This is a genomic window from Streptomyces sp. NPDC059255 (assembly GCF_042752355.1).
GTDB lineage: Bacteria > Actinomycetota > Actinomycetes > Streptomycetales > Streptomycetaceae > Streptomyces.
The window spans coordinates 32,976-56,780 of sequence record NZ_JBHYZP010000012.1 but is presented as its reverse complement, the minus strand read 5'-3'; the positions used below and the strand labels follow the sequence as shown (position 1 = coordinate 56,780).

Here is a 23,805-nt window from a genome sequence, read left to right as displayed (position 1 = left end):
GGCATATGATCTTGGTCATGACTTCGCAAACCCCCGAGAAGAGCCCGTCCCGTAAGCAGAAGCTCCAGGAGAAGCAGCGTCGGCAGCTGGCGGTGGTCGACACCGTCGACAAGGCCGAGGCCAAGCTGCGCAAGGCCGAGGCGGAGCTGGCCGAGGCTGTGGCGGAAGCGGTCGAGGTCTTCGGGAGCGAGCTGGACGCCGCCGACGAACTCGAACTGTCGGTCGACGCGATCCGTCACTTCCTGGACATCGCCGAGGGCGGCGCGGACGGTGCCGAGGATGGAGACGGGTCGGAGGAGGCCGCGGGGAACGCCCCGGCCGGCGCCTCCGCGAAGGCCGGGTCGAAGCCCAAGGCCGAGGCCGAGACCGCGGCGGCTCCGGAGCCGGAGCCCGCGATCGCCTAGGGCGCGCGATCCTCAGCCGGCCGACTCACTCGTCGGCCGGCTTCGCGTGCGCGGATACGGGGCGGACGGGGCCGTGCCGGACAGGCCTTGCCCGTGTCGGTCCGCAGGGCCTGTCCGGATGGGGCCTCAGGCGGGCGCGGGGCCGTTCACGACGACGTACCGGCCGCGTGCCGTGCTCCCGTCCGGGAGGCTCCATCCCGCGGTGACATGGCCGAGGGGCCCGGGCGCGCCGGCGGGGGCGTCCGGGGTGGCCAGGAGGGTCCGGTTGACGCGGATGGCCAGCGGGGTCCCCGGCTCACCGGCGGTCGCGTCGGCCGCCGCGCCGCCGCCCGTCGTCCGGACCAGGAGATCGGTGCCGTCCGGCCCGTCCGTCACGGTCAGGGACGCGAACGTACCCGTGGGGCCCGCCCCCGCGAGGCCGCTGGCGACGGACGGGTCGGGGGTGTCGCTGAGGTTCTGGGCCTGCGGCTCGGCGGCGCCGGTGAGCAGGGCGAGGAGCTGTGCGGCGAGCACCGGGTCATGGGCCCCGTCGTAGATCCACCGGCGTCCCAGCACCCCGTGCTCGCTGGTCCCGACGAGCGCCTCGTCGGCCCCGGCGAGCGGCTCGCCCCGGTAGGTGAGCGGCACGTGGTACGTGAGGGGCCGGTCGCCCGACGCGTCGGTGACCGCGATGAACTCGATCCCGACCTCGCCCCGCGGATCGTCGAGCCGGAACCCGCCGGTCCGGCTCAGCTCCGGGGCGTTTCCCCCGCCGCGGTACCAGGGCCGCGCGGGGAGCCAGGAGGTGAGCAGCTCCAGCTTGGTGGGGGTCATCGTGGTGCGGTGGACAACTGCCATGTGCCGTAACACCTTTCGCGTCTGCCACGTGCCGGGGACCCGTGGCTCGGGCGTCCATCCTTCCACTCCGGCCGGCGCGGCGACCGGCGCCGGGAAACCCGTGTTACCGCTCTATGCCGCCGCGTAACGACGCGGTAAATTGGGAGCGCTCCCATTTCGGAACACCCCACAACCGGAAGATGGAGACTCCATGAAATGTCATGATCACGACAAGCGGCGCGGCTTATCGGCCCGCTGGGCGGCACGCGTTCTGGGCGTGCTCTCCGCGGTGCTGTTCTGCCTGATCCCCTCCGTCGGCACCGCGTCGGCGCACGGTTCCGTCATCGACCCCGCCTCCCGCAACTACGGCTGCTGGCAGCGCTGGGGCAGCGACTTCCAGAACCCGGCCATGGCACAGCTGGACCCGATGTGCTGGCAGGCGTGGCAGGACAACCCCAACGCCATGTGGAACTGGAACGGGCTGTACCGCGACGGTTCCGCGGGCAACTTCCAGGCCGTCATCCCCAACGGGCAGCTGTGCAGCGGCGGCCGGACCGAGGGCGGGCGGTACCGGTCCCTCGACACCCCCGGCGCGTGGAAGACGACGAACATCTCCGCCAACTTCAGGCTGAACCTGTACGACCAGGCCAGCCATGGCGCGGACTACTTCCTGGTGTACGTGACCAGGCAGGGCTTCGACCCCACCACGCAGCCGCTGACCTGGAACGACCTGCAACTGGTCAAGAGGACGGGCAGCTACGCCCAGAGCCAGAACTACGCCATCGACGTCAGCACTTCGGGATACACCGGGCGTCATGTGGTCTACACGATCTGGCAGGCCTCGCACATGGACCAGACGTACTTCCTGTGCAGCGACGTGAACTTCACCTGAACCGTCCGACGCGGCGAGGTCCGGGTGACAGCGCCTGTGCGGTGTGACCGGACCTGTGCGGTGTGACCGAACCTGTGCCGTGTGACGGGACCTGTCCGGTGTGATGGCACCCGTGCGGTGTGACCGGAGCTGTCCGAATAGGCGGGTCCGGTGCACGGGTCGATGCACGGGTCGACGCGCGGGTCCGAAGAAGCGAGGTCCGTCCGACGCGACGGGCACCCCCCACCGCCGGTCCCGGCGAGCGTGCCGCCCGCTCGCCGGGACCGGCGCGCGCATGCCCGGGAACACCCGGCACAGGCCGTTCTGACGTGCGGAAACACCCCCGGTCTTCTCTTCTTCGTTGCACAGCCCCGGATGGATTGGTCCGGCCGGAAATTTTTTTGAAGAGGTCAGATCGGGCTACGTCCCAGCCCTGCCATGCCTTCTTGCCTCCGCCGGCCCTTCCGCGCCCCAACTCGCCGCGAACGAGACCGAACAAGAACGGGGTCGCGCACGTAAGGACGTGTACAGCAAGCCGGAACGGCCCCGATGCGGACGAAGGACGGACTCGATGACCCCAATCACCAGAAGCGGGCGTACGTGGCGAGGACGCGGGAGCGTCGCGCTGCTCGCCTGTGGTGCGTTGGCCGCCGGGGGGCTCGCCGCCACCGGCGTTGCCGCGCTGGCGCCACAGGCCGCGCAGGCCTCCAGCCACCGCGAGGCTCCCCTGATCTCGGGACAGCCCCAGTTCGACAACACGGACCTCTACGCGTTCGTCAGCCCCGACCACCCCGACACCACGACCATCGTCGCGAACGTCCTTCCGTTCCAGGAGCCGGCGGGCGGACCGAACTTCTTCACGTTCGCCACCGACGCCCGTTACGAGATCCGCATCGACAACAACGGTGACGCCCAGGACGATCTCGTCTACCGGTTCACGTTCAAGGACCACCGCAAGAACGAGGACACCTTCCTCTACAACACCGGTGTGGTGAAGAGCCTGGACTCCCCGGAGCTCAACTTCACGCAGACCTACGACATCGAACTGCTGCGGCTGGAGCACAAGAAGGTCGTCTCCCAGCACAAGGTCGCCGAGAACCTGCCGGTCGCCCCGTCGAACGTCGGCAAGGCGTCGATGCCCGACTACCAGAAGCTCCGCGACCAGGCGGTGACGAAGGTCCCCGGCGGGATCAAGGCGTTCGCCGGTCAGGCCGACGACCCGTTCTTCGCCGATCTGCGGGTCTTCGACCTGCTGTACGGCGGTGATCTGTCGGAGGTCGGCAACGACACCCTCAAGGGCTACAACGTCAACTCCATCGCCCTCCAGGTGCCGAACTCGTACCTCCAGGAGTCGAAGGAACAGCCGATCATCGGCATCTACTCGACCACGGAGCGGCAGAACGCCGCCGGCGAGTACACCCGGGTGTCCCGGCTCGGCATGCCGCTCGTCAACGAGGTCGTCAACCCCGTCAAGGACAAGGACAAGTTCAACGCCTCCTCGCCGGAGGACGACGGCGACTTCCTGAAGAACGTCACGGAGCCGGAACTGCCGAAGCTCATCGAGGCGATCTACGACATCAAGGCCCCGGCGGAGCCGCGCGACGACCTCGTCTCGGTCTTCCTGACCGGTGTGAAGGACCTCAACCAGCCCCCGAAGGTCACACCGTCGGAGATGCTGCGCCTCAACACCTCCATCAAGCCGGCCGAGAAGCCGAAGCGGCTCGGCGTGCTGGACGGTGACAACGCGGGCTTCCCGAACGGACGCCGGCTGTCGGACGACGTGCTCGACATCGCGCTCCAGGTCGTCGAGGGCGAACTCGTCGGAGCCGAGAACGACCTGGGCGACGAGGTCGACGCCAACGACAAGGAGTTCGACAAGAACTTCCCGTACGTGGCCCTGCCCAAGGCCGGTTCCGACGTCGACGCCGCCGACGTGGAGACCAAGGCGTCCGGCACCGGGCTGACGGGCGGCATGAACTCGCTCACCGCCGGGTGGTCCAACACCACGGTGATGCTGGTCTCCGCGGGCGTGGGCGCCGTCGTCGCCCTGCTGATCGGCCTCGTCGCCACCTGGTTCCGGGCCCGCCGCTCGCGTCCGTCCTGGGTCGGCTGAGCTCCGGACCACCGGCAGTCCGGGGCCGTTTGACCGGCCCGGCGGCGTCATCCGTTCCCCCACGGGCGCCGCCGGGCCACCCCCGCCGCACCACCCGACCATGAGAACCGAGGAAGGCGAGACCGATGCTCGTACGGAAGCCACAGTTCGCGCGAGGGCGTGAGCGTGAGGGCGAGGATGAGTGCGAGGGTCGGGGGAGCGCCGCCGGTACGGGGCGCCGCCGCCGTGTCCTCACCGTCACGGCCGTCGCGCTGGTGCTCACCGCCACCTCGGTGGCGCTCGGCGCCGGCGGCGACGAGGACCGGGGCGTACGCGCCGCGCCCGCGCTCGCGGCGAGCGTCCCCGTCGAGCGGCTGGCCTCGGGGGATCTCGCACAGGGCATCGCGTCCCTCCAGAAACACCTCAAGGACCAGCCCAAGGACGCCACCGGGTGGGCGACCCTGGGCACGGCCTACGTCGAGCAGGCCAGGACGAGCGGCGACCCGACGCGCTATCCGCAGGCGGAGCAGGCGTTCGAGCGCTCGCTCGCACTGCGCCCCGCCGACGAGAACGACACCGCCCTCGCCGGGCGCTCGGCGCTGGCCGCCGCGCGGCACGACTTTCCGGCGGCGCTGAGCCAGGCCGACCGGGCGCTGCGGGTCAATCCGTACAGCGAGAGCGCCCTCGCCACGAGGGTCGACGCGCTGGTCGAACTCGGCCGCTACGACGAGGCGTCGAAGGCCGTCGAACTCGCCGACAAGCGCCGCCCCGGCCTCCCCGTCTTCACCCGGTACGCGTACGTACGGGAGTTGCGCGGCGACCCGAAAGGCGCGCGTGAGGTACTGCTGCGCGCGCTGAAATCGGCGTCAGGCACCGCCGATGTGGCGTACGTCGCCACCGCGCTCGGCCAACTCGCCTGGAGCCAGGGGCAGTACGACGAGGCGCTCGGCCACTACGCGACCGCGCTGCGGGCCGATCCGCGGTACGTCCCCGCGCTGGAGGGGCGTGGCCGTACCCATGCCGCGCAGGGCAGGACCAAGGAGGCGCTGAGCGATCTGGAGGAGGTCGTACGCCGCTTCCCCCTGCCGGGCCAGCTGGCCGCGCTCGGCGAGCTGCGCGAGACGGCCGGGCAGCGCGCGCGGGCCGAGGAACAGTACGAACTCGTCGGCGTCTGGACCCGGTTGGCCCGCGCCAACGGCGTCGCCACCGACCTGGAGTCCGCGCTCATCGAGGCCGACCACGGCGACGCCGGGCAGGCGCTGAAGGCCGCGCGCGCCGAGTGGTCCCGCCGCGAGAGCGTGCACACGGCGGACGCGCTCGCCTGGGCGCTGCACGCGAACGGCGAGGACCGCGAGGCGCTGACGTACGCGAAGAAGGCGACGGCCGCGTCGCCCGGCTACCGCAACGCGTCCTTCCTCTACCACCGCGGCATGATCGAACGGGCCCTCGGCGACGACCGGGCCGCGCGCCGTCACCTGACGGCCGCGCTCGACCTGAACCCCGGCTTCTCGCCCACGGGCGCGCGCGAGGCCAGGTCCGCGCTGGCCGGGCCGGCCGGATCCGGATCCCGGGAGGACTCATGACCGGGCCCTTCATGACCGGAGGCTCCATGAGCCGGCGCTTCTCGGCGGGGCGTCGCGCGGGGCGGTCCGTGCGGTCCGTTCCCCGACGGACCGCCGCCACCGCGCTCGCCACCCTCGTCACCGGAACGGCGCTCGCGCTGCTGCCCGCCTCGGCCGCGCAGGCGCACCCGCTGGGGAACTTCACCGTCAGTCAGTACGACGGCCTGGTCGTCGCCCCGGACACGCTGCGCGTGGACCACGTGGAGGACCTGGCGGAGATCCCGGCCGCGCAGGAGCGGGGCCGTATCGACACCGACGGGAACGACGAGCTGGAGGCCGCCGAACTGGCCGCGTGGGCCACGACGCGGTGCGACAGCGCCGCGGCCGGCGCGCGGCTGATGGTGGGGGAGGGCGTCGGGAAGGCCGTCGCCGTCACGGCCGGCGGCGCGAAGGCGCAGGAGCGCCCGGGGCAGGCCGGGCTGCGGACCCTGCGGGTGACGTGCGAACTGACCGCGCCACTGCCGGACGACGAGCCGCTGCGGCTCACCTACCACCCGGCGGGGGTCGCGACCGGCGCGGGCTGGCGCGAGATCACCGCACGGGGCGACCGGATGACCCTCAGCGAGTCGGGGGACCTGCCGCGCGACTCCCTCTCGCGGCGGCTGACCTCGTACCCCGGCGATCTGCTCTCCTCACCGCCCGACCAGGCGTCGGCCGCCTTCACCGTCCACGCCGGCGGCCCCGCGCTGACCGGGGGCGAGGACGAGAAGGGCGGTTCCCCGGTGGCCGGGGTGCTGCCGCGCGGGGCGGACCGCTGGGCACAGGCGCTCACCGGACTGGTGGCCCGGCACGAACTCACCCTCGGCTTCGCGGCGTTCGCGCTCGGTGTGTCCCTGCTGCTGGGCGCCATGCACGCGCTGGCCCCGGGGCACGGCAAGACCATGATGGCGGCCGCGGCGACGGCGGGCGGTCGCAGCTCCCTGCGCGATGTGCTGGCCCTCGGGCTCTCGGTGACCATGACGCACACCCTCGGCGTCTTCGCCCTGGGCGCGCTGATCGTGGCGGGCTCGGCCGCGGCACCCACCGTGGTGTTCGCGCTCTCCATCGCGAGCGGCGCGCTGGTCGCGATCGCGGGCGCGCTGCTGCTGCGCCGGGCGTGGCGGAACCGCGGCCGTCCCCACGGCCACGCCCACGGTCACAGCCACGGACACGGTCACAGCCACGGACACGGACACGGACACAGCCACGACCATAGCCACCGCCCTGGGCACGGGCACAGTCATGGTCATCCGCACGGACACACCCCTGGGGCGGCGGACGAGGACCGGCTGCCGGTGCTCGCCTCCGCGCACCGGCACGAACCCACCCACGAGCACGAGTTGGCCGAAGGCCCGGTGGCCACGCTCACGGCGGAGCGTGAGGACCCCGAGCACACGCGCGGCCACCGGCACAGTCACAGCCCCGGCCACGATCACGACCACCACCACGGCCAGGACGGCGACCACGCGCACGCGCACAGCCACCTTCCGCCCGCCCCGGGTCTGCGCGGGATCATTCTCCTCGGCTTCGCCGGCGGACTGGTCCCGAGCCCGTCCGCCGTCGTGGTGCTGGTCGGCGCGGCCGCCCTCGGTCAGGCGTGGTTCGGGTTCCTGCTGGTGATCGCGTACGGTGCCGGGCTCGCCGTCACCCTCGCCGGGGCCGGCTTCGCGGTGGTACGGCTCCGGGAGACCACCACCCGCAGGCTGGCCGCCCGGCCCCGGGGCCGGTTCCTCGCGCTGACCCACCGGATGGCCCCGTTCGCCTCGGCCGCCGTCGTGCTCGCCCTCGGCTGCGGACTGCTGCTGCGCGGGGTCGTGACCGGCCTGGGGTGAGCCGCCGCCGTACCACGGTCAGAAGAACACACCGCACCGCAGCAGCACATTGGCGTACGGCCGCGCCTCACCGGTGCGTACGATCAGCCGCGCGCCCGCCGAAAGCCTCTTCAGCTCCTCGTGCGGGACGAAGCCGAGGTCCGGGAGCGGTGCCAGCAGCCGCGCCGCTTCCGGGTTCGCCTCCCGCACCTCGTGGGCGGCGGTCGCGCCCTCCACGACCAGCTCCGCCAGCAGCCCCTCCAGCACCTGGGCGAAGGACGGCACACCGGCCACGAAGGCCAGGTCCACCAGGCGCGGGCCGGCCGGGACCGGCATACCGACGTCGCAGACCAGCACGCCGTCCCCGTGGCCCAACTCGGCCAGCGCGCCCGCGAGATGACGGTTCAGTATGCCCGATTTCTTCACCGGGACACTCCCTGCTCCGACGGGTCACCGCTCGACAGCGCCGCCACTTCCGACGCCGTCGGGAACGAGGCCTGGGCGCCCGCCCTGGTGACCGCCACGGCGCCGACCCGCGCCGCGTAGGCGGCCGCCGTGGCCAACTCCTCGCCGGTGCCGAGCCGCCAGGCCAGCGCGGCGGTGAACGCGTCACCGGCGCCCGTCGTGTCCACGGCCCGTACCGGTACGGACGGCACGAGCGCCGTGGTACGGGCGTCCGCCACCAGCGCCCCGCGCGAGCCCAGGGTGATGACCACCGAGCGCGGCCCCAGCGCGAGCAACGCCCGGGCCCAGTCGGCCGGTTCGTCCCCGGGAGGGTTCCCCGGGGAGTTCCCCGTCGCGTTCCCCGCCGACAGCAGGACACGTGCTTCGTGCTCGTTGACGATCAGCGGATCGCACGCCGCGAGGATCTCGGCGGGCAGTTCCACCGGGGGCGACGGGTTGAGGACGAAGCGGGTGCCGGGCGCCAGCCCCCGTACCACCTCGGCGACCGTCTCCAACGGGATCTCCAGCTGGGCGGAGACCACCCGCGAGCCTGCCAGCAGCTTCGCCGCGTCCCATACGTCCTCGGGGGAGAGCCGGGCGTTGGCGCCCGGGGACACCACGATGCTGTTGTCCCCGGACGGGTCCACGGTGATCAGCGCCACCCCGGTGGGCGCCCCGCCGGACCGTACCCCTGCCGTGTCGACACCGGCCGTACGCTGCGAGTCGAGCAGCAGCCGGCCGTGCGCGTCGTCACCGACCCGCGCGAGCAGCGCCGTACGGGCGCCGAGGCGGGCGGCGGCGGCGGCCTGGTTGGCGCCCTTGCCGCCCGGGTGGACCGACAGGTCCGAGCCGAGGACGGTCTCGCCGGGGCCGGGGCGCCGCTCGACGCCGATCACCAGGTCGGCGTTGGCCGACCCCACGACCAGCAGGTCGTAGTCGTACATCGCTGTCTCTCTCCGTTTCCTCGGGGGGCTTCGGTGGGTACGGGCCCGCGCGGTGGGTACGGCCGCGCTTGGAGCGTACGGGCGCGCGCGGTGTGCGGCGGCCGTCAGGAGAAGTCGGCCACGTTCTCCGCCGTGACCACCTTCACCGGCACCTTCACCGTAGCGTCGATCTTCTCGCCCGCGGCGGCCTCGATCGCGTTGCGTACGGCGAGCTTGCCCAGTTCCTTGGGCTGCTGGGCCACCGACGCGTACAAGGTGCCCGCCTCGACCGCCTTCAGCCCGTCGGGCGTGCCGTCGAAGCCGACCACCGGGATCGACGCGCCCGCCCGGGATCCGAGCGCCTTGATCGCGCCGAGCGCCATCTCGTCGTTCTCGGCGAAGACACCGTTCACGTCACCGTTGGCCTGGAGCATGTTCGTCATCACGTCGAGGCCCTTGGTGCGGTCGAAGTCAGCGGGCTGCTTCGCGACGACCTTGATACCGGGGAACGCCTTGAGGCCCTGGGCGAAGCCCGCGCCGCGCTCCCGGCTCGCGGAGGTGCCGGCCGTCCCCTGGAGGATCACGATCCGGCCCGTGCCGCCGACCTTCTCGGCCAGTGTGCGTGCCGCCTGTTCGCCGCCCGCGACGTTGTCGGAGGCGACGAGCGTCGCGACCTCCGCCTGGTTGACCCCGCGGTCGGCGGCGATCACCGGGATCTCCGCCTTGTTGGCGGCGCGTACGGAGGGTCCCGCCGCGTCCGAGTCGACCGGGTTGACGATCACCGACGACATGCCCTCGCTGGTGAAATTCTGTATCTGGTTGGCCTGTTGGGAGGCGTCGTTCTGCGCGTCGGTGACGGTGAGCTGCACGCCCTTCGCCGCCGCCTCGGCCTGGGCACCGGCCTTCAGCTGTACGAAGAAGGGGTTGTTGAGCGTGGAGACGGACATCCCCAGCTTGGTCGCGCCGCCGGACGAGCCGTTGTTCCAGAAGGAGGCACCGCCGATGACGGCGGCCACCAGCACCGCGGCGACCGTGTACTTCACCGCTTGCGCCTTTCCGCCCCCGGGCCCGCCCGTACCGGCGGCGCCGCCCGCGACGGGAGTTGATCCGGCGCGCCGGCGCACCGTGTCGAGGAGCACCGCGAGCGCGATGACGACACCGATGACGACCTGCTGCCAGAACGCCGACACCGACAGCAGGTTGAGGCCGTTGCGCAGCACCGCGAGGATCAGCGCGCCGATCAGGGTGCCGGACGCCTTGCCGACCCCGCCCGACAGGCTCGCGCCGCCGATGACGACCGCGGCGATCGCGTCGAGTTCGTACCCCTGCGCGGCCTGCGGCTGCGCCGAGGAGAGCCGGGAGGCGAGGACGATGCCGGCGACGGCGGCGAACAGCCCGGACAGCGCGTAGACGGCGACCTTCTGGCGCTTGACCCGCAGCCCGGAGAGGCGCGCCGCCTCCTCGTTGCCGCCGATCGCGTACATCGAACGGCCGAGGTAGGTACGGCCCAGGACCACCGCGGTGATCAGCCCCATCACGATCATCACCAGGACCGGCACGGGCAGCCACCCGCCGAGCGTGTCGCCCAGCCGCGAGACCGAGGAGGGGAAGGCGATCGGGCTGCCCTGCGAGATCACCAGGGAGAGGCCGCGGCCCACCGAGAGCATGGCCAGCGTGGCGATGAACGGCGGGAGTTTGCCGTACGAGACGAGCGCGCCGCTGACGAACCCGCACGCGATGCCGGTGGCGACGGCGAGGACGACGGCCAGCCACACCGGCACCCCCTCGGACGTGGCCGACCACGCCAGTACGGTCGCGGAGAGCGCCGCCACGGAGCCGACCGACAGGTCGATGCCCGCGGTGACGATGACGAAGGTGACACCGAACGCGAGGATCGCGGTCACGGCGGCCTGCACACCGACGTTCAGCAGGTTCTGCGTGGTGAGGAAGTCGCCGGACAGCAGCGACATCGCCACCACCAGGACGACCAGGGCGCTCAGGGCGCCGTTGTCGAGGAGGAGACGGCGGAGCCCCGGGGCGCCACCGCCGCCTGCTGTGCTCTTCTCGCTCTTGAGCGTGTCAGTGGCCACGGGAGCCCTCCACTCCTTCTTCGTCGGTGTTCGCGTTCGTCACGGTGTTCGTCACGGTGTTCGTTGTGGTGTTTGTCGCGGTGTTCGTTGTGGTGTTCGCTACGGGGGCGACGGCGGTGGTGCCGGCCGCGGACGGGCCGGTGCTCACGGCGAGTGCCATCACCGCGTCCTGGGTGGCCTCGGCGGCGTCGAGTTCACCGGCGATCCGGCCCTGGGCCATGACCAGCACCCGGTCGCTCATGCCGAGCACCTCGGGCAGATCGCTGGAGATCATCAGCACGGCGTGGCCCGCGGCGGTGAGTTCGTTGATGAGCTGGTAGATCTCGACCTTCGCGCCGACGTCGATACCGCGCGTCGGCTCGTCCAGGATCAGCACCCGGACATCGGCCAGCAGCCACTTGCCGATGACGACCTTCTGCTGGTTGCCGCCGGAGAGGGTGCCCACCCGCTGTTCGAGTCCCGCCATCCGCACGCCGAGCTGTCCGGCCATCCGGGCGGCGGCGGTGTGCTGGGCCTTGCGGTCCACCAGCCCGCCGCGGGTCGCGGAGCGCAGGGTCACCAGGCCGAGGTTCTCCGCGACGGAGGCGTCGAGCAGCAGTCCCTGCCCCTTGCGGTCCTCCGGCACGAGGCCGATCCCGGCGGCCATCGCCGCGCCGACGTCGTACCGCGGCAGGGGAGTTCCCGCCACGCGCACGGTGCCGGTGTCGTAGTGATCGGCGCCGAAGACGGCCCGTACCACCTCGGTGCGGCCCGCGCCCACCAGCCCCGCGAGGCCGACGACCTCACCGGCGCGCACCTCGAACCCCACGTCGTGGAAGACGCCCCGCCGGGTCAGCCCGCTCACACTGAGCAGGGCGGTGCCGGCCCCGGCGCGGCGGCGCGGGTACTGCTGCTCGATGCTGCGGCCCACCATGAGCCGTACGAGTTCGTCCTCCGGCGTCGACGCGGGCACCTGGCCGACACTGCGGCCGTCGCGCAGCACGGTGACCCGGTCGCCGAGCGCCGCGATCTCCTCCAGGTGGTGGGTGATGAAGACGATGCCCACCCCGTCCTCGCGCAGGGCGCGCACGATCCGGAAGAGCTTCTCGACCTCCTCGGAGGTCAGCACGGCGGTCGGCTCGTCCATCACCAGCACGCGCGCGTCCAGGTTGAGGGCCTTCGCGATCTCGACCATCTGGAGCCGGGCGATGCCCAGTTCGCGCACCTTGGTGTGGGGCGGCGTGGTGACGCCGACCCGCTCCAGCAGGGCGGCCGCGTCGGCCTCCATCCGCTTGCGGTCGACAAGGCCGAAGCGGCGCGGCTGGCGCCCCAGGAAGATGTTCTCGGCCACCGTCAGGTCGGGGACGAGGTTGAACTCCTGGTAGATGGTGGCGATGCCGAGCCGCTCCGCGTCCTGCGCGCCGTGGATCCGTACGTCCTCGCCGTCGACGAGCACCCGTCCGGAGTCGGGCCGGTAGGCACCCGAGAGCATCTTGATGAGCGTGCTCTTGCCGGCGCCGTTCTCACCGAGGAGGACGTGCACCTCGCCGCGGCGCAGGTCGAAGTCGACGCTGTCGAGCGCGACCACGCCGGGGAAGGTCTTGCGTATCCCTTCGACACGCAGCAACTCGTCCGGGTGACTCACGGGTCGCTCCTTCGCGATCGTGCTGATGGGTTTGGTTCCGACGACGGGACGGGATCCGGTGACCCCGGCTCCGGTGAACTCGGCTCCGGTGACCCCGGCTCCGGTGAATTCGGCTCCGGTGAATCCGGTTCGGTGCGGCCCGGTGGAAGGTCCACGCGGCCCCGCGGGGGGCCGACGCGGCCCGGCGTACGGCCCGCGCCGCACGAACTGCGGACGACCAGCCGGGCCGGCAGGGTCACGGACGGCGGCTCGCGGCCCGCGATGCGCTCCACCAGCGCCCGTACGGCGGCCCGCCCCAGCTCGTCCGTCGGCTGTGCGACGGCCGTGATCGGCGGGTCCGTGTGCACGAACCAGGGGATGTCGTCGAACGCGGCGAGCGCGATGTCCTCGGGGACCCGCAGACCTCGGGCGCGGAACGCGTCGAGCGCGCCGAGCGCCATCAGGTTGTCCGCGGCGAACACGGCGTCCGGCGGCCGCGGCAGATCGAGGAAGCGCTCGGCGGCCCGGCGTCCGCTCTCCGCCTGGAAGTCCCCCTGGCCGATGTACGCCTCCGGCAGCGCCACCCCGTGCTCACCGAGCGCCGCGCGGAACGCGTCCACGCGCTCGCTGCCGGTGGTGGTGGCCGCGGGACCCGCGATGATCGCCGGCCTGCGGTGGCCGAGGGCGAGCAGATGGGCGACCAGTTCCCGCACGGCGGCGCGCCCGTCCGCCCGGACGACCGGCACATCCACCCCCGGGATCCACCGGTCCACGAAGACGACGGGCGTCGCGGCGCGCACCGCGTCGATGATCAGCTTCGCCCCCCGGTCGGCGGGGGACAGGAGCAGCCCGTCGATCCGGCGGTCCAGCAGCGTACGGACGTGGTGGTCCTGGAGCTCCGGCCGCTCGTCGGCGTTCCCGATGATCACGCTGTAGCCGAGGGCCCGCGCCTCCTCCTCCACGGCGCGCGCCAGGGAGGTGAAGTACGGGTTGAGTACATCGCTGATGACCAGGCCGAGGGTGCGGGTCTCGTCGGTCCGCAGGGAGCGGGCCACCGCGTTGGGCCGGTACCCCAGCGCGGCGACCGCGGCGAGCACCCGGGCGCGGGACTCCGGGCTGACCGACGGATGGTCGTTGAGTACGCGGGACACCGTGGCGGCGGAGAGACCCGCCTCGGCCGCGACGTCCTTGATGGCCGCCATCGTCGGTCCACCTCCTCGTGGAATCGATTACATGATGGATTGGAATCGATTACACGTGCGGAAGGCAAGACTCCGGGGGTATCCCGAGACCTGATCGTGATGAAACCGGGGCGGTGACCCGGCCGGGTCACCGCCCCGCCGGGTCAACCGCGCCCGCCGTGCTCGCCGTGCTCAGTCGCGCAGGCCCTACTCAGCCGCGCAGGCCCGGCGCCTCCCGGATGAAGGTGTCCAGGACCCCGTCCGCGACCTTGATCGTGCCCTGCGGCCGGGTCGTGCCCGGGATCGTCCTGATCGCGGCGGCCCGGCGGGCCAGCTCGGCCGCCTCGGCGAAGCAGGCCTCCCCGCTGCCGCCGCCGAGCTGCTCCCGCAGCCCCTCCACGGTGGCGTCGAGCGAGTCACCCCACAGATCGAGCGCCGTCAGCCACGGCGCCGTCTCCCTGAGGAAGCCCTGGTCCGCCACTCCCTCCCGGATCCGCTCCGGCGCGTCGGCGAGCTCACGGGCCCGGGCGGCGAGTTCGCCCAGCGCGGCCCGCCGCTCCTGGGCGGAGCCCGTGGCCCATACGGCACGGAACTCGTCCAGCGCCGCGCGCAGCGCCGGTGCCTGCGGCTGCCAGTTCTCCGGGCCGAACGTCGGCGCGAGATGCTGCGTGTCGAAGAAGGCCAGCAGCGCCCGCGTGGTCGCGGGGTCGCCGCCCGACAGATGACCGGCCGCCGCGCGCCAGGTCCGCCCGGCGTCGTAATCCTGATCGTTCCAGGCGAAGGACGCCCCGCCGAAGAGCGCGACCTTGCTCGCGGCCGCCTGGTTCATGGGGTTGAGGACGATGCCGCTCAACTCCTCGTGCAGCCCCGCCTCGCGACGGTCGTACGGGGCCATCAGCAGCCGGCCCGTGGTCTGCCCGTAGTCGTTGACCGGATAGTTGTCCCAGAGGAACACCTTGCGTCCCCAGACCGTCGAGGCCGCACGGGCGTCGGCCACACTGATCGACGGCGGGACGACGTCGTTGCCCGTCCACTGCACGACCACCTGGGGGTCGAGCTGCTCGCGCAGCACCTTCTTGTAGGGCGAGTCGGCCATGTCGGAGTACTCGGTGGGCACCATCTGGAGCGGCTGGGCGCCGGCATGCGTCCCGATGAAGTCGCGCTGCACCGCGTTGAGAAGATCGGCCTGTGCCTGCCCCGCGGCCGCCCGGCCCGGAGCACCGTACTTCGCCCGGTCCGCGTCGCAGTTCCAGCTCGTGTAACTGATGTCGTCCAGCGCCACGTAGAAGCTGCGCCCGCCCTGCGCGTAGAGGGATGCGAGCTTGCTCTCCAGGGCTCGCACGTCGTCGGGATCGCTGTAACAGATGGAGAGGCCGGGGGAGATGGCATAGGTGAAGTCGACATGGTGGGTGGTGGCGCGCTCGATCAGCTCGCGCAGGGCGGCCAGCCGGTCGGCGGGGTAGGCGTCGCGCCAGCTCTCGCGCAAGTACTCGTCGTCCTTGGGTGCGTAGATGTACGTGTTGGCCTTGACCGCGCCGTAGAAGGCGAGTTGGTCGAGCCGGTCGGCGTGCGACCAGGGGGCGCCGTAGAAGCCCTCGATGCTGCCGCGCAGGGCCATCAGGGGATGGTCGGTGATCGACACGGCCGCGATGGTTCTGCGCGCGGGGGTCACCAACTGCCGGAAGGTCTGCGCCGCGTAGTAGACACCGTCCGCGTCGTTGCCCGCGAGGACGGCGGTGGAGCCGGTACGGCGGTCGCCCGCGGTGGTGGCGAGGGAGTACCCCTCGGCGGCGAGCGTATCGGGGACGCTTCCGCCCGCCGTACGCAGCGCGCGGGCCACCGGCCCGTCCCCGATCGAACCGACCACGACGGTGAGGCCGGGCCCCCGTCCGCCGCCGGCGCGAGCCGGGGTCCGGGCGGATTCCCCCGCGCCGATGGTGACTTCGCCGAGCGCCACCCCATCGAGCGCCACCTCGTCGATCGTGCGGGCCCCGGCCGAGGCCAGGGCCTTCCTGATCACATCGAGACCGGCGGCGTCGGCACCCTCGCCGACGACCAGCCGGACCCGGTCCGGTACGGACAGGGCGCGTCCCGCGGCCGTCATGCGCTGCGGGGTGGGGGTGACGACCGGGAGCCGGTCCGGCGTTGCGGACGTGCCCGCGGGCGCCGCGGTGAAAGAGGCGGGCGGGGTGAGGCCGGTGAGCGGGGTGAGGGCGGTGAACGTCAGTGCCAGGGCGCCGAGTAGGGGGAGGCCGAGAAGGGAACGTCCGGGGTGGTGCCTTCGGGACCAACGGGGCACGGCAACTCCAAGGGGAGCTGGACTCGGTCACCGGCCGGTGACCGATTGGTCTAAACCACCATTCGGGGCGACGGGTGTCAAGATGGCGCGGCCGGACGAATTCCACTGGTGGGGACGTGAATATCCCACTTAGTATCCGAACGTGAAAACGCCGACGGACACGCCGTTCCATGACATCCGTGACGTTCCGTCGGTCAGTATCGGACCACTGCTCCGGGACCCCGATCCCCGCGTGCGCCACCGCGGACTCGTACTCCTCGCCGAGTCCCTCGCCGCCTGCCCCGCCCCGGGACTCGCCCTGGGCCCCGCCCCGGACGGAGCGGCCGGGAGCGGGGCCGCCGACGTGCCCGGGAGGGCCGAACTCGCCGCGCTGCTCCCCCTGTCGGTGACCGGGCCGCCCGAGTCCGCGCTCCTGCTGGCGGAGCTGTACGAGCGCCTGGGGCCGTACGTTCCGCAGGGGCGCCGCCCGGCGTGGCGCACGGCCGGACTGCCGGAGCGCGTACGGATCGCCTGGCTCCGCGCCGAGCTGCACGACGAGCCCGAGGTGCTCCGTACCGAACCCCCGGGTGAACTGCTGTACCAGGCCGTCCGGGGGCTGGACGTGACCCGCTCCCACCGGCCCCAGCGCCTGCTGGCGGAGCTGGTGGGGTGCGGCGATCCCGGGGTACGGGCCCACGCGGTCCGGTTCGCCCGGCAGGGCCTGCGTGCCGGACTCCTCGCGCCCGCGCTCGTCCGGGCCCGGCTGCTCGACCTGGCGCGGGCGGACGATTCCGCAACCGCGACTGCGGCGCTCACCGAACTCGCCGAGCCCTGGGCGGCGTTGGAGCCGTTGCCGCCCGGAGAGCCGGGCGGACTCCTCGACACCGATACGGATGCCACGGATGCCGGAGGTCCCGCGTCGGAGGCCGACGCGACCGCGGTGGGCGGCGCGGGCGCGGCGGGCGGCGCGGGCGCGGCGGGTGTCGCCGAGGCCGCGCTCCTGGTCGCCGCCCGCCACGGGCACCGGGACCCGCTGTGGCGGGTCGTCGCCGATCAGGCCCGGTCGCCCGCCCTGCGGCGGCGGGCCATGGAACTGCTCGGCGGGCTCGCGGAACGCGCGGACATCGACGGGCTGACCGCCCTCGCCGCCCGCGACCCCCTGCTCCTCGGCGGAGCGGCGATGACCTGTCTGCGCGGGCTCCACCGGCGCGGACACTTCCCGGCGCCGCCGGCCGTCCCCGCGCTCGTCGGAGTGGTCCTCGCGGACCACACGATCGAGCCCCGCGCCTTCGCCACCGTCCTCTTCACCTGCCGACGGGAGGTGTTCGACGCGCTCGTCGACGCGCCGGCGGACGCCCCCGGCTGGCCACGACGGCTCGCCCTGCTCGTCGAGGTGGCCCGGCAGGGCGCGGGGGAGCTGCCGATCGGCGACGCGATCACCCGCGTCCTGCCGTCGGCCGCCGATCCCGAGCCGTTTCTCGACGCGCTCCGCGAACTGCGCCACACCGGAGCCGAGGAAGCCGTCATCGCCGCGCTGCCCGCCGCGCCGGCGGCGGCCCTGGACGCGCTGGAGGCGCTCGGGGGAGAGCGCACCGTACGGATGCTGGCCGAAGGGCTCGGCCTGACCCGGGAGGCGGGCGCGGAAACCATCGAACCGCCGCTGCGAGCCGTGCGCCACCGGGCCCTGGAACTGCTCTGGTCGCTGAACACCGACCCGGAACGGCGCCGGCGCCTCCTCGGGTGCCTCGATCCCACCCAGCTCCCGCCCGGGATCGCCGCCGACCTCGGCGGACCCGACGAGCGGGAACTCACCCTGCTCCGCTCCCATCTCGACCCGGCCGAACCGGTCGCCGCGCTGCTCAGGCTGGCCGCGCACGGCGGCTCCGGTACGGTGCCGGTCCTCACCGATCTGCTGCTGCGCGTCGTGGCCGAACGCGCCGCCGCCTGGGAGCCCGGCGCGGTGCCGGCAAACCCCGAGGCGGGGCGGTTCGCCGCGGCGCGGCCCACCGCGCCCGCCGCCGAACCCGCCGTGCCCCAGGAGGTCGTGGACGCCCTGTGCGCCCTCGCCGGCCGGCTCCACGCGCGGCGCCGGATCCGGCCGGTCTGTCTGCTCGGCGCGGCCGACGCCCGGGAGGCCGGTCACGCGCTCGTCGCGACCATGGCGCTCGACCTGCTGGACCGGCCGGGGCTGACCGACGGCGAACGCGCGATCCTGCTCGGACTGCTCCTCACCGTCCCCTCCGCGGCGACCCGCCCCCGGGTGCACCGCCTCCTGCGCCACCGCGACCGCCATGTACGCAAGCAGGTGATCGCGCTGCTCGCCGCGGACGACACGGGGGACGACGCCCGGGCGCTCTCGGCGAGCCTGATCACCCTGACCACCGCCCCGGACATCCAGACCGTACGCCAGGCGCTGCTGGCCCTCGGCCACGCGCGGGCCCACTGGGCGTCGCCCGCGATCGCCGCGTGTCTCGACCACCCGAACATGAACATCAGGAAGACCGCCGCCGGGGTGCTGGCCCGCGCGGGCGCACCCGCGGCGGTTCCGGCACTCCTGCGCCACCTGGGCCGGGAGACCAATCCAGGGCTGCGCACCGCACTCGTCGCGGCGCTGCGCGCCGTCCTCGGCGACGCGTACCTGGCGACCCTGCTCGCGGCGGCCGAGCACGACCCCGAAGAGCCCAGCCATATAAGGCTGTTGACGGCCGGACTCGACGGCGTGCTGACGGCGCGCACGGTCTCCGCCCTGACCGACCAGGCGTCACCGCTGGGCCCCGTGCTGCTCGCCCTGGTGAAGGACGGCCGTATCGGCCTCGCCTCCTACCTGCCCGCCGGCCTCGCGGCGGACCCGGACGCCGGATCGCTGCTCTCCCGGGGCTGGCAGGACGCGGTCGCCCTGCGGATCGCCGAACGGCACGAGCCGCTTGCCCCTCAACTCCTGTGCGGGCTACGGCCGATGCTGGGCGACTGGCTCCGGCTGGCCGGATCGGCGCCCGCCGCCCGCGAGCGCGTCCTGCGGCTCACGCTCCGTATCTGTCCCGCGCCCTGGACGGACCACGAACGCCACGCCTTCGGGCGCTCGGCCCGCACCCTGCTCGCCGGACTCGCCGACGTACACGTACAAGAAGACCTGGACCGGCCAGGCACGGACCGGCGGGACGCGGGCGGCGCGGATCGTTACGCGCGTGACCTGGTCGCCGTACTCGAAGCGGCCGTGCCGTCGCTGCCGGTCCTGGAGCGGTCGGCCGTCGCCGACGCGGTACGGGCGCTGCCCCCGGCAGGCCCCGGAACGCGCTCCGCGCTCTCCCTGCTGCGGGCCTGCGACGCCGTCCTGGTCCGTGCCGATCTCGACCGGGCGCTGGCCGCCGCCCGGCTCGCCGCCGACCCCAGGGGTGCCCAACAGGGCGTACTGCACGAGGCGTTCGGCGTTCGTCCCGCCGGGAGGGCCGAGACCCCCGCGCCACGCACCGCCCCGGACGGCGCCGAACGCGCCTGCGCCGCCCCGGACACCTTCCGCCGCCGCGCCGACGGCGTGCCCCGCTCCCGCGACCGGCTCGCCGCGCTGGCGGCGCGCTACCCGGACGGCGGGGCCGAGGAGCGCGCCGCCCTGCTCGACCTGATGACCGAACTCCAGCCCCTCGGCACCCCGCCCTGGACCCTCGCCGAGGAAGCCGCCGCGCCCCCGCCCGCACCGCGGACCGTACGCGGCGACGACCTCGACCAGCCGCGCTCCGCCGCCCTCCGCACCCGCCTGCTGGCCCTGCTGGAGGACGGTCCCGAGGAGCGCCGGAACGCCGCCGCCGCGACGCTGCTGACCTGGCCCGAGCCGGGCACCGCCCGGACCGTCCTCCGCGCCTTCCTCCGGGGCCGGGTCACCGTGCCCGGCGCCACGGGGCTCCACCACGCGCTGACCTCGCTGGCCCGTACCGCGCAGGGGCGGGCCGAGTTGGGCGGCGCCGGGATACGGGACGACCGGCTGCTCTCCGCGGCCCGCGCGGCCACCGGCCGGGAGCTGGAGCCGCTGCTCCCCGTGCTGCTCGACCGGTGGGAACACGGATCCCCCGACGCGCGCCGCACCGCCGCGGACCTGCTGCGCCGGGTGGACGACGATGTCCTGGCGGCCCATGTGGAGGACCGGCTCGACGCCGGCGCCCGGGGGTTCGCGGAGTTCCTGGCCGGCCGGGCGCCGCTCCGCACCCCCGCGCTGAGCCGGGTCCGCCGACAGCTACGGGCCGAAGGGCACGGCGAACGGGCCGACGCGCTCACCCTGGCGGCCGGTCCACTGCGGGGCCCCGACGCCGAGCGGCAGGACGCCGCCGCCCTCGCCGCGCTCCGCGAACACCCGTCGGCGGGGAACGACCCCCGGCCGTCCCCGCCGTCCCGGCGGGAGCTGCTGGCACTGGCCCGCACGGGCGCCCCGGAAACGGTCCGCCGGGCGCTCACCCGGCTCGCCGAGGAGCACACCGGCCCCCGGCCGGACCGGGATCCCGAACTCCACGCCGTCCTCACCGAGTTGCTGGCCCACCCCCGGGCCGGGATCCGGCTGCGCGCGCACCGGGTCTCCCGGGCGATGCTGGACCGTACGGCCCATCTGCGCCATACGGAACTCCTGTTGCACGACGCCCAGCCCGACATCCAGCGCATGGCGATCAGAACCCTCAGCCACGCCGCCTGGGAACCCGCGATCCCCACCGTGGTCGAACGGCTCGCGCATCCCCACCCCGCCGTGCGGGCGGCGGCGGCCGAAGGCCTCGCCACGCTCGGCACCCGCGCGATCCCCGCGCTGCGCCACGCCGCCGACCACGCCCGCCCCGACCGGCGCTCCCGCTACACGGACGTGCTCGACCGGATCACGTCCACCGGGACCGGGTAGAGAGTCGCGCGGGCAGGCGGGGCCGACTCCGTGCGGCGGTGGTGCGGCGCGTCAGCGCCAGCGCGGCAGATCCGTGCCCCAGCGCGTCGGCGGGGCCGGCCAGGTGACCGGCGCGCCCGCGTAGTGCACCGGGGAGAGCGCGTGGCGCAGCGGCCCGTAGGCGGACGGCGTCTCGGTGAGCCAGGGCGCCGGATCGTACGGGCCGCCCTCCACCGGCGCGTGCCGGACCCCGTGCAGCAGCCAGGACGCGGTCCCCGCGAGCGAGAACCGCAAGTGCCGTCCCTCGGCCGCCGTCTGACGTTCCGTCAGGGCACGCAGGATCCCGGCCGCGATCAGATACCCCGTACCGTGGTCGAGTGCCTGCGCCGGCAGGGCGCCCGGAGTGCCGTCGGCCGCCGCCTCGCTCGCGGCGATACCGCTCGCCGCCTGGACGAGGCTGTCGAAGCCCCGCCGCGCCGCCCACGGCCCCGACCAGCCCCAGGCGCAGAGCTGCGCGACGATCAGACCGGGCCGCCGGGCCAGCAGCGCGTCGGGGGCCAGCCCGTGCCGGTCGAGCGCGCCGGGGCGGTACCCGGTCACCACGACGTCCGCCGTGTCGAGCAGTTCCTCGAAGACCTGCCGGTCGCGGGAGGCGCCGAGGTCCAGCAGGGTCGAGCGCTTGCCCGGACCCGTGTCGGTGTGGGCGTCGGCCTGCTCCGGGAGGCGGGGCGAGTCCACCCGCAGGACATCGGCGCCCAGCAGCGCCAGGGTCCGGGTCGCGACCGGGCCCGAGATGACCCGGGTCAGGTCCAGCACCCGTACGCCCTCGGCCGGGAGGGCGGCCGAGGGCAGCACCCGGGGCGGGCCCTCCCCGGCCGTCCGGGTCTCGGCCAGCGGCAGCGCTTCGCCGCCGGGAGACAGCGGGACGGTGGGGTCCGACGGCGTGGGCGCCACGGCCACGGCGAGGCCGCCCGCCGCGTAGACGGCCTCCTGGATCTCCCGGGCCGGGCGTGTCGCCAGCTCCTCCGCGAGCCGCCGGGTCGTCGCCGGGGTGTCACCCGCGTCCCGGATGTCCAGGGCGCCCAGCAACCGGGCCCGGTGGTGCGGGTAGTTGGCGTGCGTACGGACCCACCCGTCGGCCGTGCGCCAGAACCCGGAGAGCGGCGCGAACGTCGTGGGCGCCCGCCCGTCGATCCGCAGATACCGCTCGCTGACGAACGCCGTGGCGACCGCCCCCTCCCGTACCCGTACCGCCGGTACGGACACCCCGCGGCGGAGCGCGAGCAGTTCCGCGGCGGCCAGCGAGCACACTCCCACGGTCGCCCGCGCCAGCTCCCGCACGGGGAGCCGGGCGGTCAGCACCTCGCCCGCGCCCTCGTACGTCACCGACCGCGCGAGCCCGTCCCGGCCGCCGAGCGCCGCCCACGCGTGGACGGTCGCCGCGTCGTTTCCTTGCGTCATGGGGCTATTGTCCCGTGCCGGACGCGCGGAACGAAGCGCTTCCGTCCCGGAGGGGCGTGAGCGGCGGGCCGACCGGTCACCGGGGCGGGCGCGGCGGCCCGGCCATCACCCGGTGACCGGCCGGCCGGTCACCAGGTGATGGGCAGCTCGTACAGACCGCTGAAGAACTCCTTCGACCGCCAGCGCAGCTCGTCCACCCCGACGGCGAGGCGCAGCCCCGGCCACCGGTTGATCACCTGCTCCAGCGTCACCTGGAGCTCCAGCCGGGCGAGGTGCGCGCCCAGGCAGTAGTGCGCTCCGTGCCCGAAACTGACATGGGTGTTGCCCGGACGGTCGAGCACCACCCGGTCCGGCTCCGGGAAGACCCCGGGATCCCGGTTGGCGGCGGTCGGCGACACGATGACGGGGTCTCCCGCCCGGATCAGTACACCGCCCAGCTCGATGTCCTCCATGGCGTACCGCGGCAGGACCACCCCGTTGAGCAGCGGCACGAAGCGCAGCAGCTCCTCGACGGCCTTCGGGATGAGGCCGGGGTCGGCCCGCAGCCGGCCCAGCATGTCGTCGCCGTTCTCCTGGTGGAGCAGCATGAGTGAGAAGAAGTTGCCGATCTGGTTGGTGGTGGTGACGAATCCGCCGATGAGGAGTTCGCCGAGGATGTCGATCAGCTCGCCCTCGTCGATGATCCCCTCCTCGTCGAGCCCGCGGACCAGGATGGTGAGCAGATCGTCGGCCGGCTCCCGGCGGCGCGCCTCCACCCAGCCCTTCATCCGGGCGTTGAAGAGGCCGGCCTCCTCCAGGATCGTCTCGGGCGGGGTGCTGCCCGAGCAGACGACGTCCGCCCAGTGCCGTACATGGACATGGTCGGGGTAGGGGATCCCCACCAGTTCGCAGATGATCGTCATGGGCAGCGGGAAGGCGTAGTCCTCGATCATCTCCGCGGGGGCGCCGGCCTCCTCCATACGGTCGAGCAGCCCGTCGGCGGTCTGCCTGATCCGGTCCCGCAGGCGCTCGATCCGGCGTGCGGTGAACTCCTTGCTCAGCAGGGAGCGCATCCGGCCGTGGTCCTGGTCCGCGCTGGTGAGGAGGCCGCCGCTGATCCTGGGCATCCGCTCGATACGGGGATGGTCGCGGTGGACCGCCTCGCCGATGCTGAAGCGGGGGTCGGAGAGGACGGCGCGGACGTCCTCGTGCCGGGTGGCCAGCCAGGAGTCCTCGCCGTAGGCCAGGCGCACCCGGGCGAGGGGCTGGTCCCACAACCGCTGGTATCCGGGGTGCGGATCCAGACCGCCGAGGTTCCAGAAGGGGTAGGAGAGTGGTTCGGGGCGCTGCGTGGACTGCTGTTGCGACTGGGGAGACATGGGGGTGTCCGCCTTTCCTT

15 protein-coding genes are annotated in these 23,805 nt (G+C 73.5%); 6 read left to right on the top strand and 9 right to left on the bottom strand.

Annotated features, from left to right (window positions below):
- Nucleotides 1-17 precede the first annotated feature (17 nt).
- Nucleotides 18-404, top strand: coding sequence for a hypothetical protein (locus tag ACFXKG_RS16635; protein WP_384838593.1), 387 nt, complete (start codon nucleotides 18-20; stop codon nucleotides 402-404).
- Between the two features lie 126 nt (nucleotides 405-530).
- On the opposite strand, the gene ACFXKG_RS16630 is transcribed toward ACFXKG_RS16635, so the two are convergent.
- Entirely contained in the window at nucleotides 531-1,241 is a 711-nt protein-coding gene (locus tag ACFXKG_RS16630; RefSeq protein WP_384838591.1) for a 1,4-alpha-glucan branching protein, read from the bottom strand.
- Nucleotides 1,242-1,431: 190 nt separating this feature from the next.
- Here ACFXKG_RS16630 and ACFXKG_RS16625 point away from each other — a divergent pair, with 190 nt between their 5' ends.
- From ACFXKG_RS16625 to ACFXKG_RS16610, 4 genes are all read left to right on the top strand, one after another.
- The gene (locus tag ACFXKG_RS16625; protein WP_384838588.1) at nucleotides 1,432-2,112 is read left to right on the top strand and encodes a lytic polysaccharide monooxygenase; all 681 of its coding nucleotides are present in this window, start codon (nucleotides 1,432-1,434) and stop codon (nucleotides 2,110-2,112) included.
- A gap of 550 nt (nucleotides 2,113-2,662) precedes the next feature.
- Nucleotides 2,663-4,204 (top strand): DUF4331 domain-containing protein, encoded by a 1,542-nt coding sequence (locus ACFXKG_RS16620; RefSeq protein ID WP_384838585.1) that lies wholly within the window; start codon nucleotides 2,663-2,665, stop codon nucleotides 4,202-4,204.
- 125 nt (nucleotides 4,205-4,329) lie between these two features.
- A complete protein-coding gene (locus tag ACFXKG_RS16615; RefSeq protein ID WP_384838582.1) occupies nucleotides 4,330-5,766 on the top strand; it encodes a tetratricopeptide repeat protein in 1,437 nt (478 codons plus the stop codon).
- Nucleotides 5,763-7,616, top strand: a complete 1,854-nt coding sequence (locus ACFXKG_RS16610) for a nickel transporter (protein WP_384838579.1) — start codon at nucleotides 5,763-5,765, stop codon at nucleotides 7,614-7,616. The genes ACFXKG_RS16615 and ACFXKG_RS16610 overlap by 4 nt, the downstream gene beginning before the upstream one ends.
- A gap of 18 nt (nucleotides 7,617-7,634) precedes the next feature.
- Here the strand turns inward: ACFXKG_RS16610 and rbsD are convergent, their stop codons facing one another.
- The 6 genes from rbsD to ACFXKG_RS16580 all read right to left on the bottom strand — a co-directional run bounded on the left by rbsD (nucleotide 7,635) and on the right by ACFXKG_RS16580 (nucleotide 16,135).
- Nucleotides 7,635-8,021 (bottom strand): D-ribose pyranase, encoded by a 387-nt coding sequence (gene rbsD, locus ACFXKG_RS16605; RefSeq protein ID WP_384838577.1) that lies wholly within the window; start codon nucleotides 8,019-8,021, stop codon nucleotides 7,635-7,637.
- A complete protein-coding gene (locus tag ACFXKG_RS16600; RefSeq protein WP_384838574.1) occupies nucleotides 8,018-8,983 on the bottom strand; it encodes a ribokinase in 966 nt (321 codons plus the stop codon). The genes rbsD and ACFXKG_RS16600 overlap by 4 nt, the downstream gene beginning before the upstream one ends.
- Before the next feature lie 104 nt (nucleotides 8,984-9,087).
- Nucleotides 9,088-11,052: a substrate-binding domain-containing protein gene (locus ACFXKG_RS16595; RefSeq protein ID WP_384838569.1), complete on the bottom strand. Its 1,965-nt coding sequence runs from the start codon at nucleotides 11,050-11,052 to the stop codon at nucleotides 9,088-9,090.
- Complete coding sequence (locus ACFXKG_RS16590) at nucleotides 11,042-12,676, bottom strand: sugar ABC transporter ATP-binding protein (protein ID WP_384838567.1); 1,635 nt, start codon at nucleotides 12,674-12,676, stop codon at nucleotides 11,042-11,044. The genes ACFXKG_RS16595 and ACFXKG_RS16590 overlap by 11 nt, the downstream gene beginning before the upstream one ends.
- The gene (locus ACFXKG_RS16585; RefSeq protein ID WP_384838564.1) at nucleotides 12,673-13,857 is read right to left on the bottom strand and encodes a substrate-binding domain-containing protein; all 1,185 of its coding nucleotides are present in this window, start codon (nucleotides 13,855-13,857) and stop codon (nucleotides 12,673-12,675) included. Before ACFXKG_RS16585 ends, ACFXKG_RS16590 begins: the two co-directional genes overlap by 4 nt.
- Before the next feature lie 190 nt (nucleotides 13,858-14,047).
- The gene (locus ACFXKG_RS16580; protein WP_384838561.1) at nucleotides 14,048-16,135 is read right to left on the bottom strand and encodes a beta-N-acetylglucosaminidase domain-containing protein; all 2,088 of its coding nucleotides are present in this window, start codon (nucleotides 16,133-16,135) and stop codon (nucleotides 14,048-14,050) included.
- 142 nt (nucleotides 16,136-16,277) lie between these two features.
- Here ACFXKG_RS16580 and ACFXKG_RS16575 point away from each other — a divergent pair, with 142 nt between their 5' ends.
- Entirely contained in the window at nucleotides 16,278-20,987 is a 4,710-nt protein-coding gene (locus ACFXKG_RS16575) for a HEAT repeat domain-containing protein (RefSeq protein WP_384838559.1), read from the top strand.
- Nucleotides 20,988-21,038: 51 nt separating this feature from the next.
- Here ACFXKG_RS16575 and ACFXKG_RS16570 read toward each other — a convergent pair whose 3' ends face one another.
- Nucleotides 21,039-22,427 (bottom strand): CoA transferase, encoded by a 1,389-nt coding sequence (locus tag ACFXKG_RS16570; RefSeq protein ID WP_384838556.1) that lies wholly within the window; start codon nucleotides 22,425-22,427, stop codon nucleotides 21,039-21,041.
- Nucleotides 22,428-22,555: 128 nt separating this feature from the next.
- Nucleotides 22,556-23,785 carry a cytochrome P450 gene (locus ACFXKG_RS16565; protein ID WP_384838553.1) on the bottom strand — a complete coding sequence of 410 codons (1,230 nt, stop codon included), beginning with the start codon at nucleotides 23,783-23,785 and terminating at the stop codon, nucleotides 22,556-22,558.
- Nucleotides 23,786-23,805: the final 20 nt, after the last annotated feature.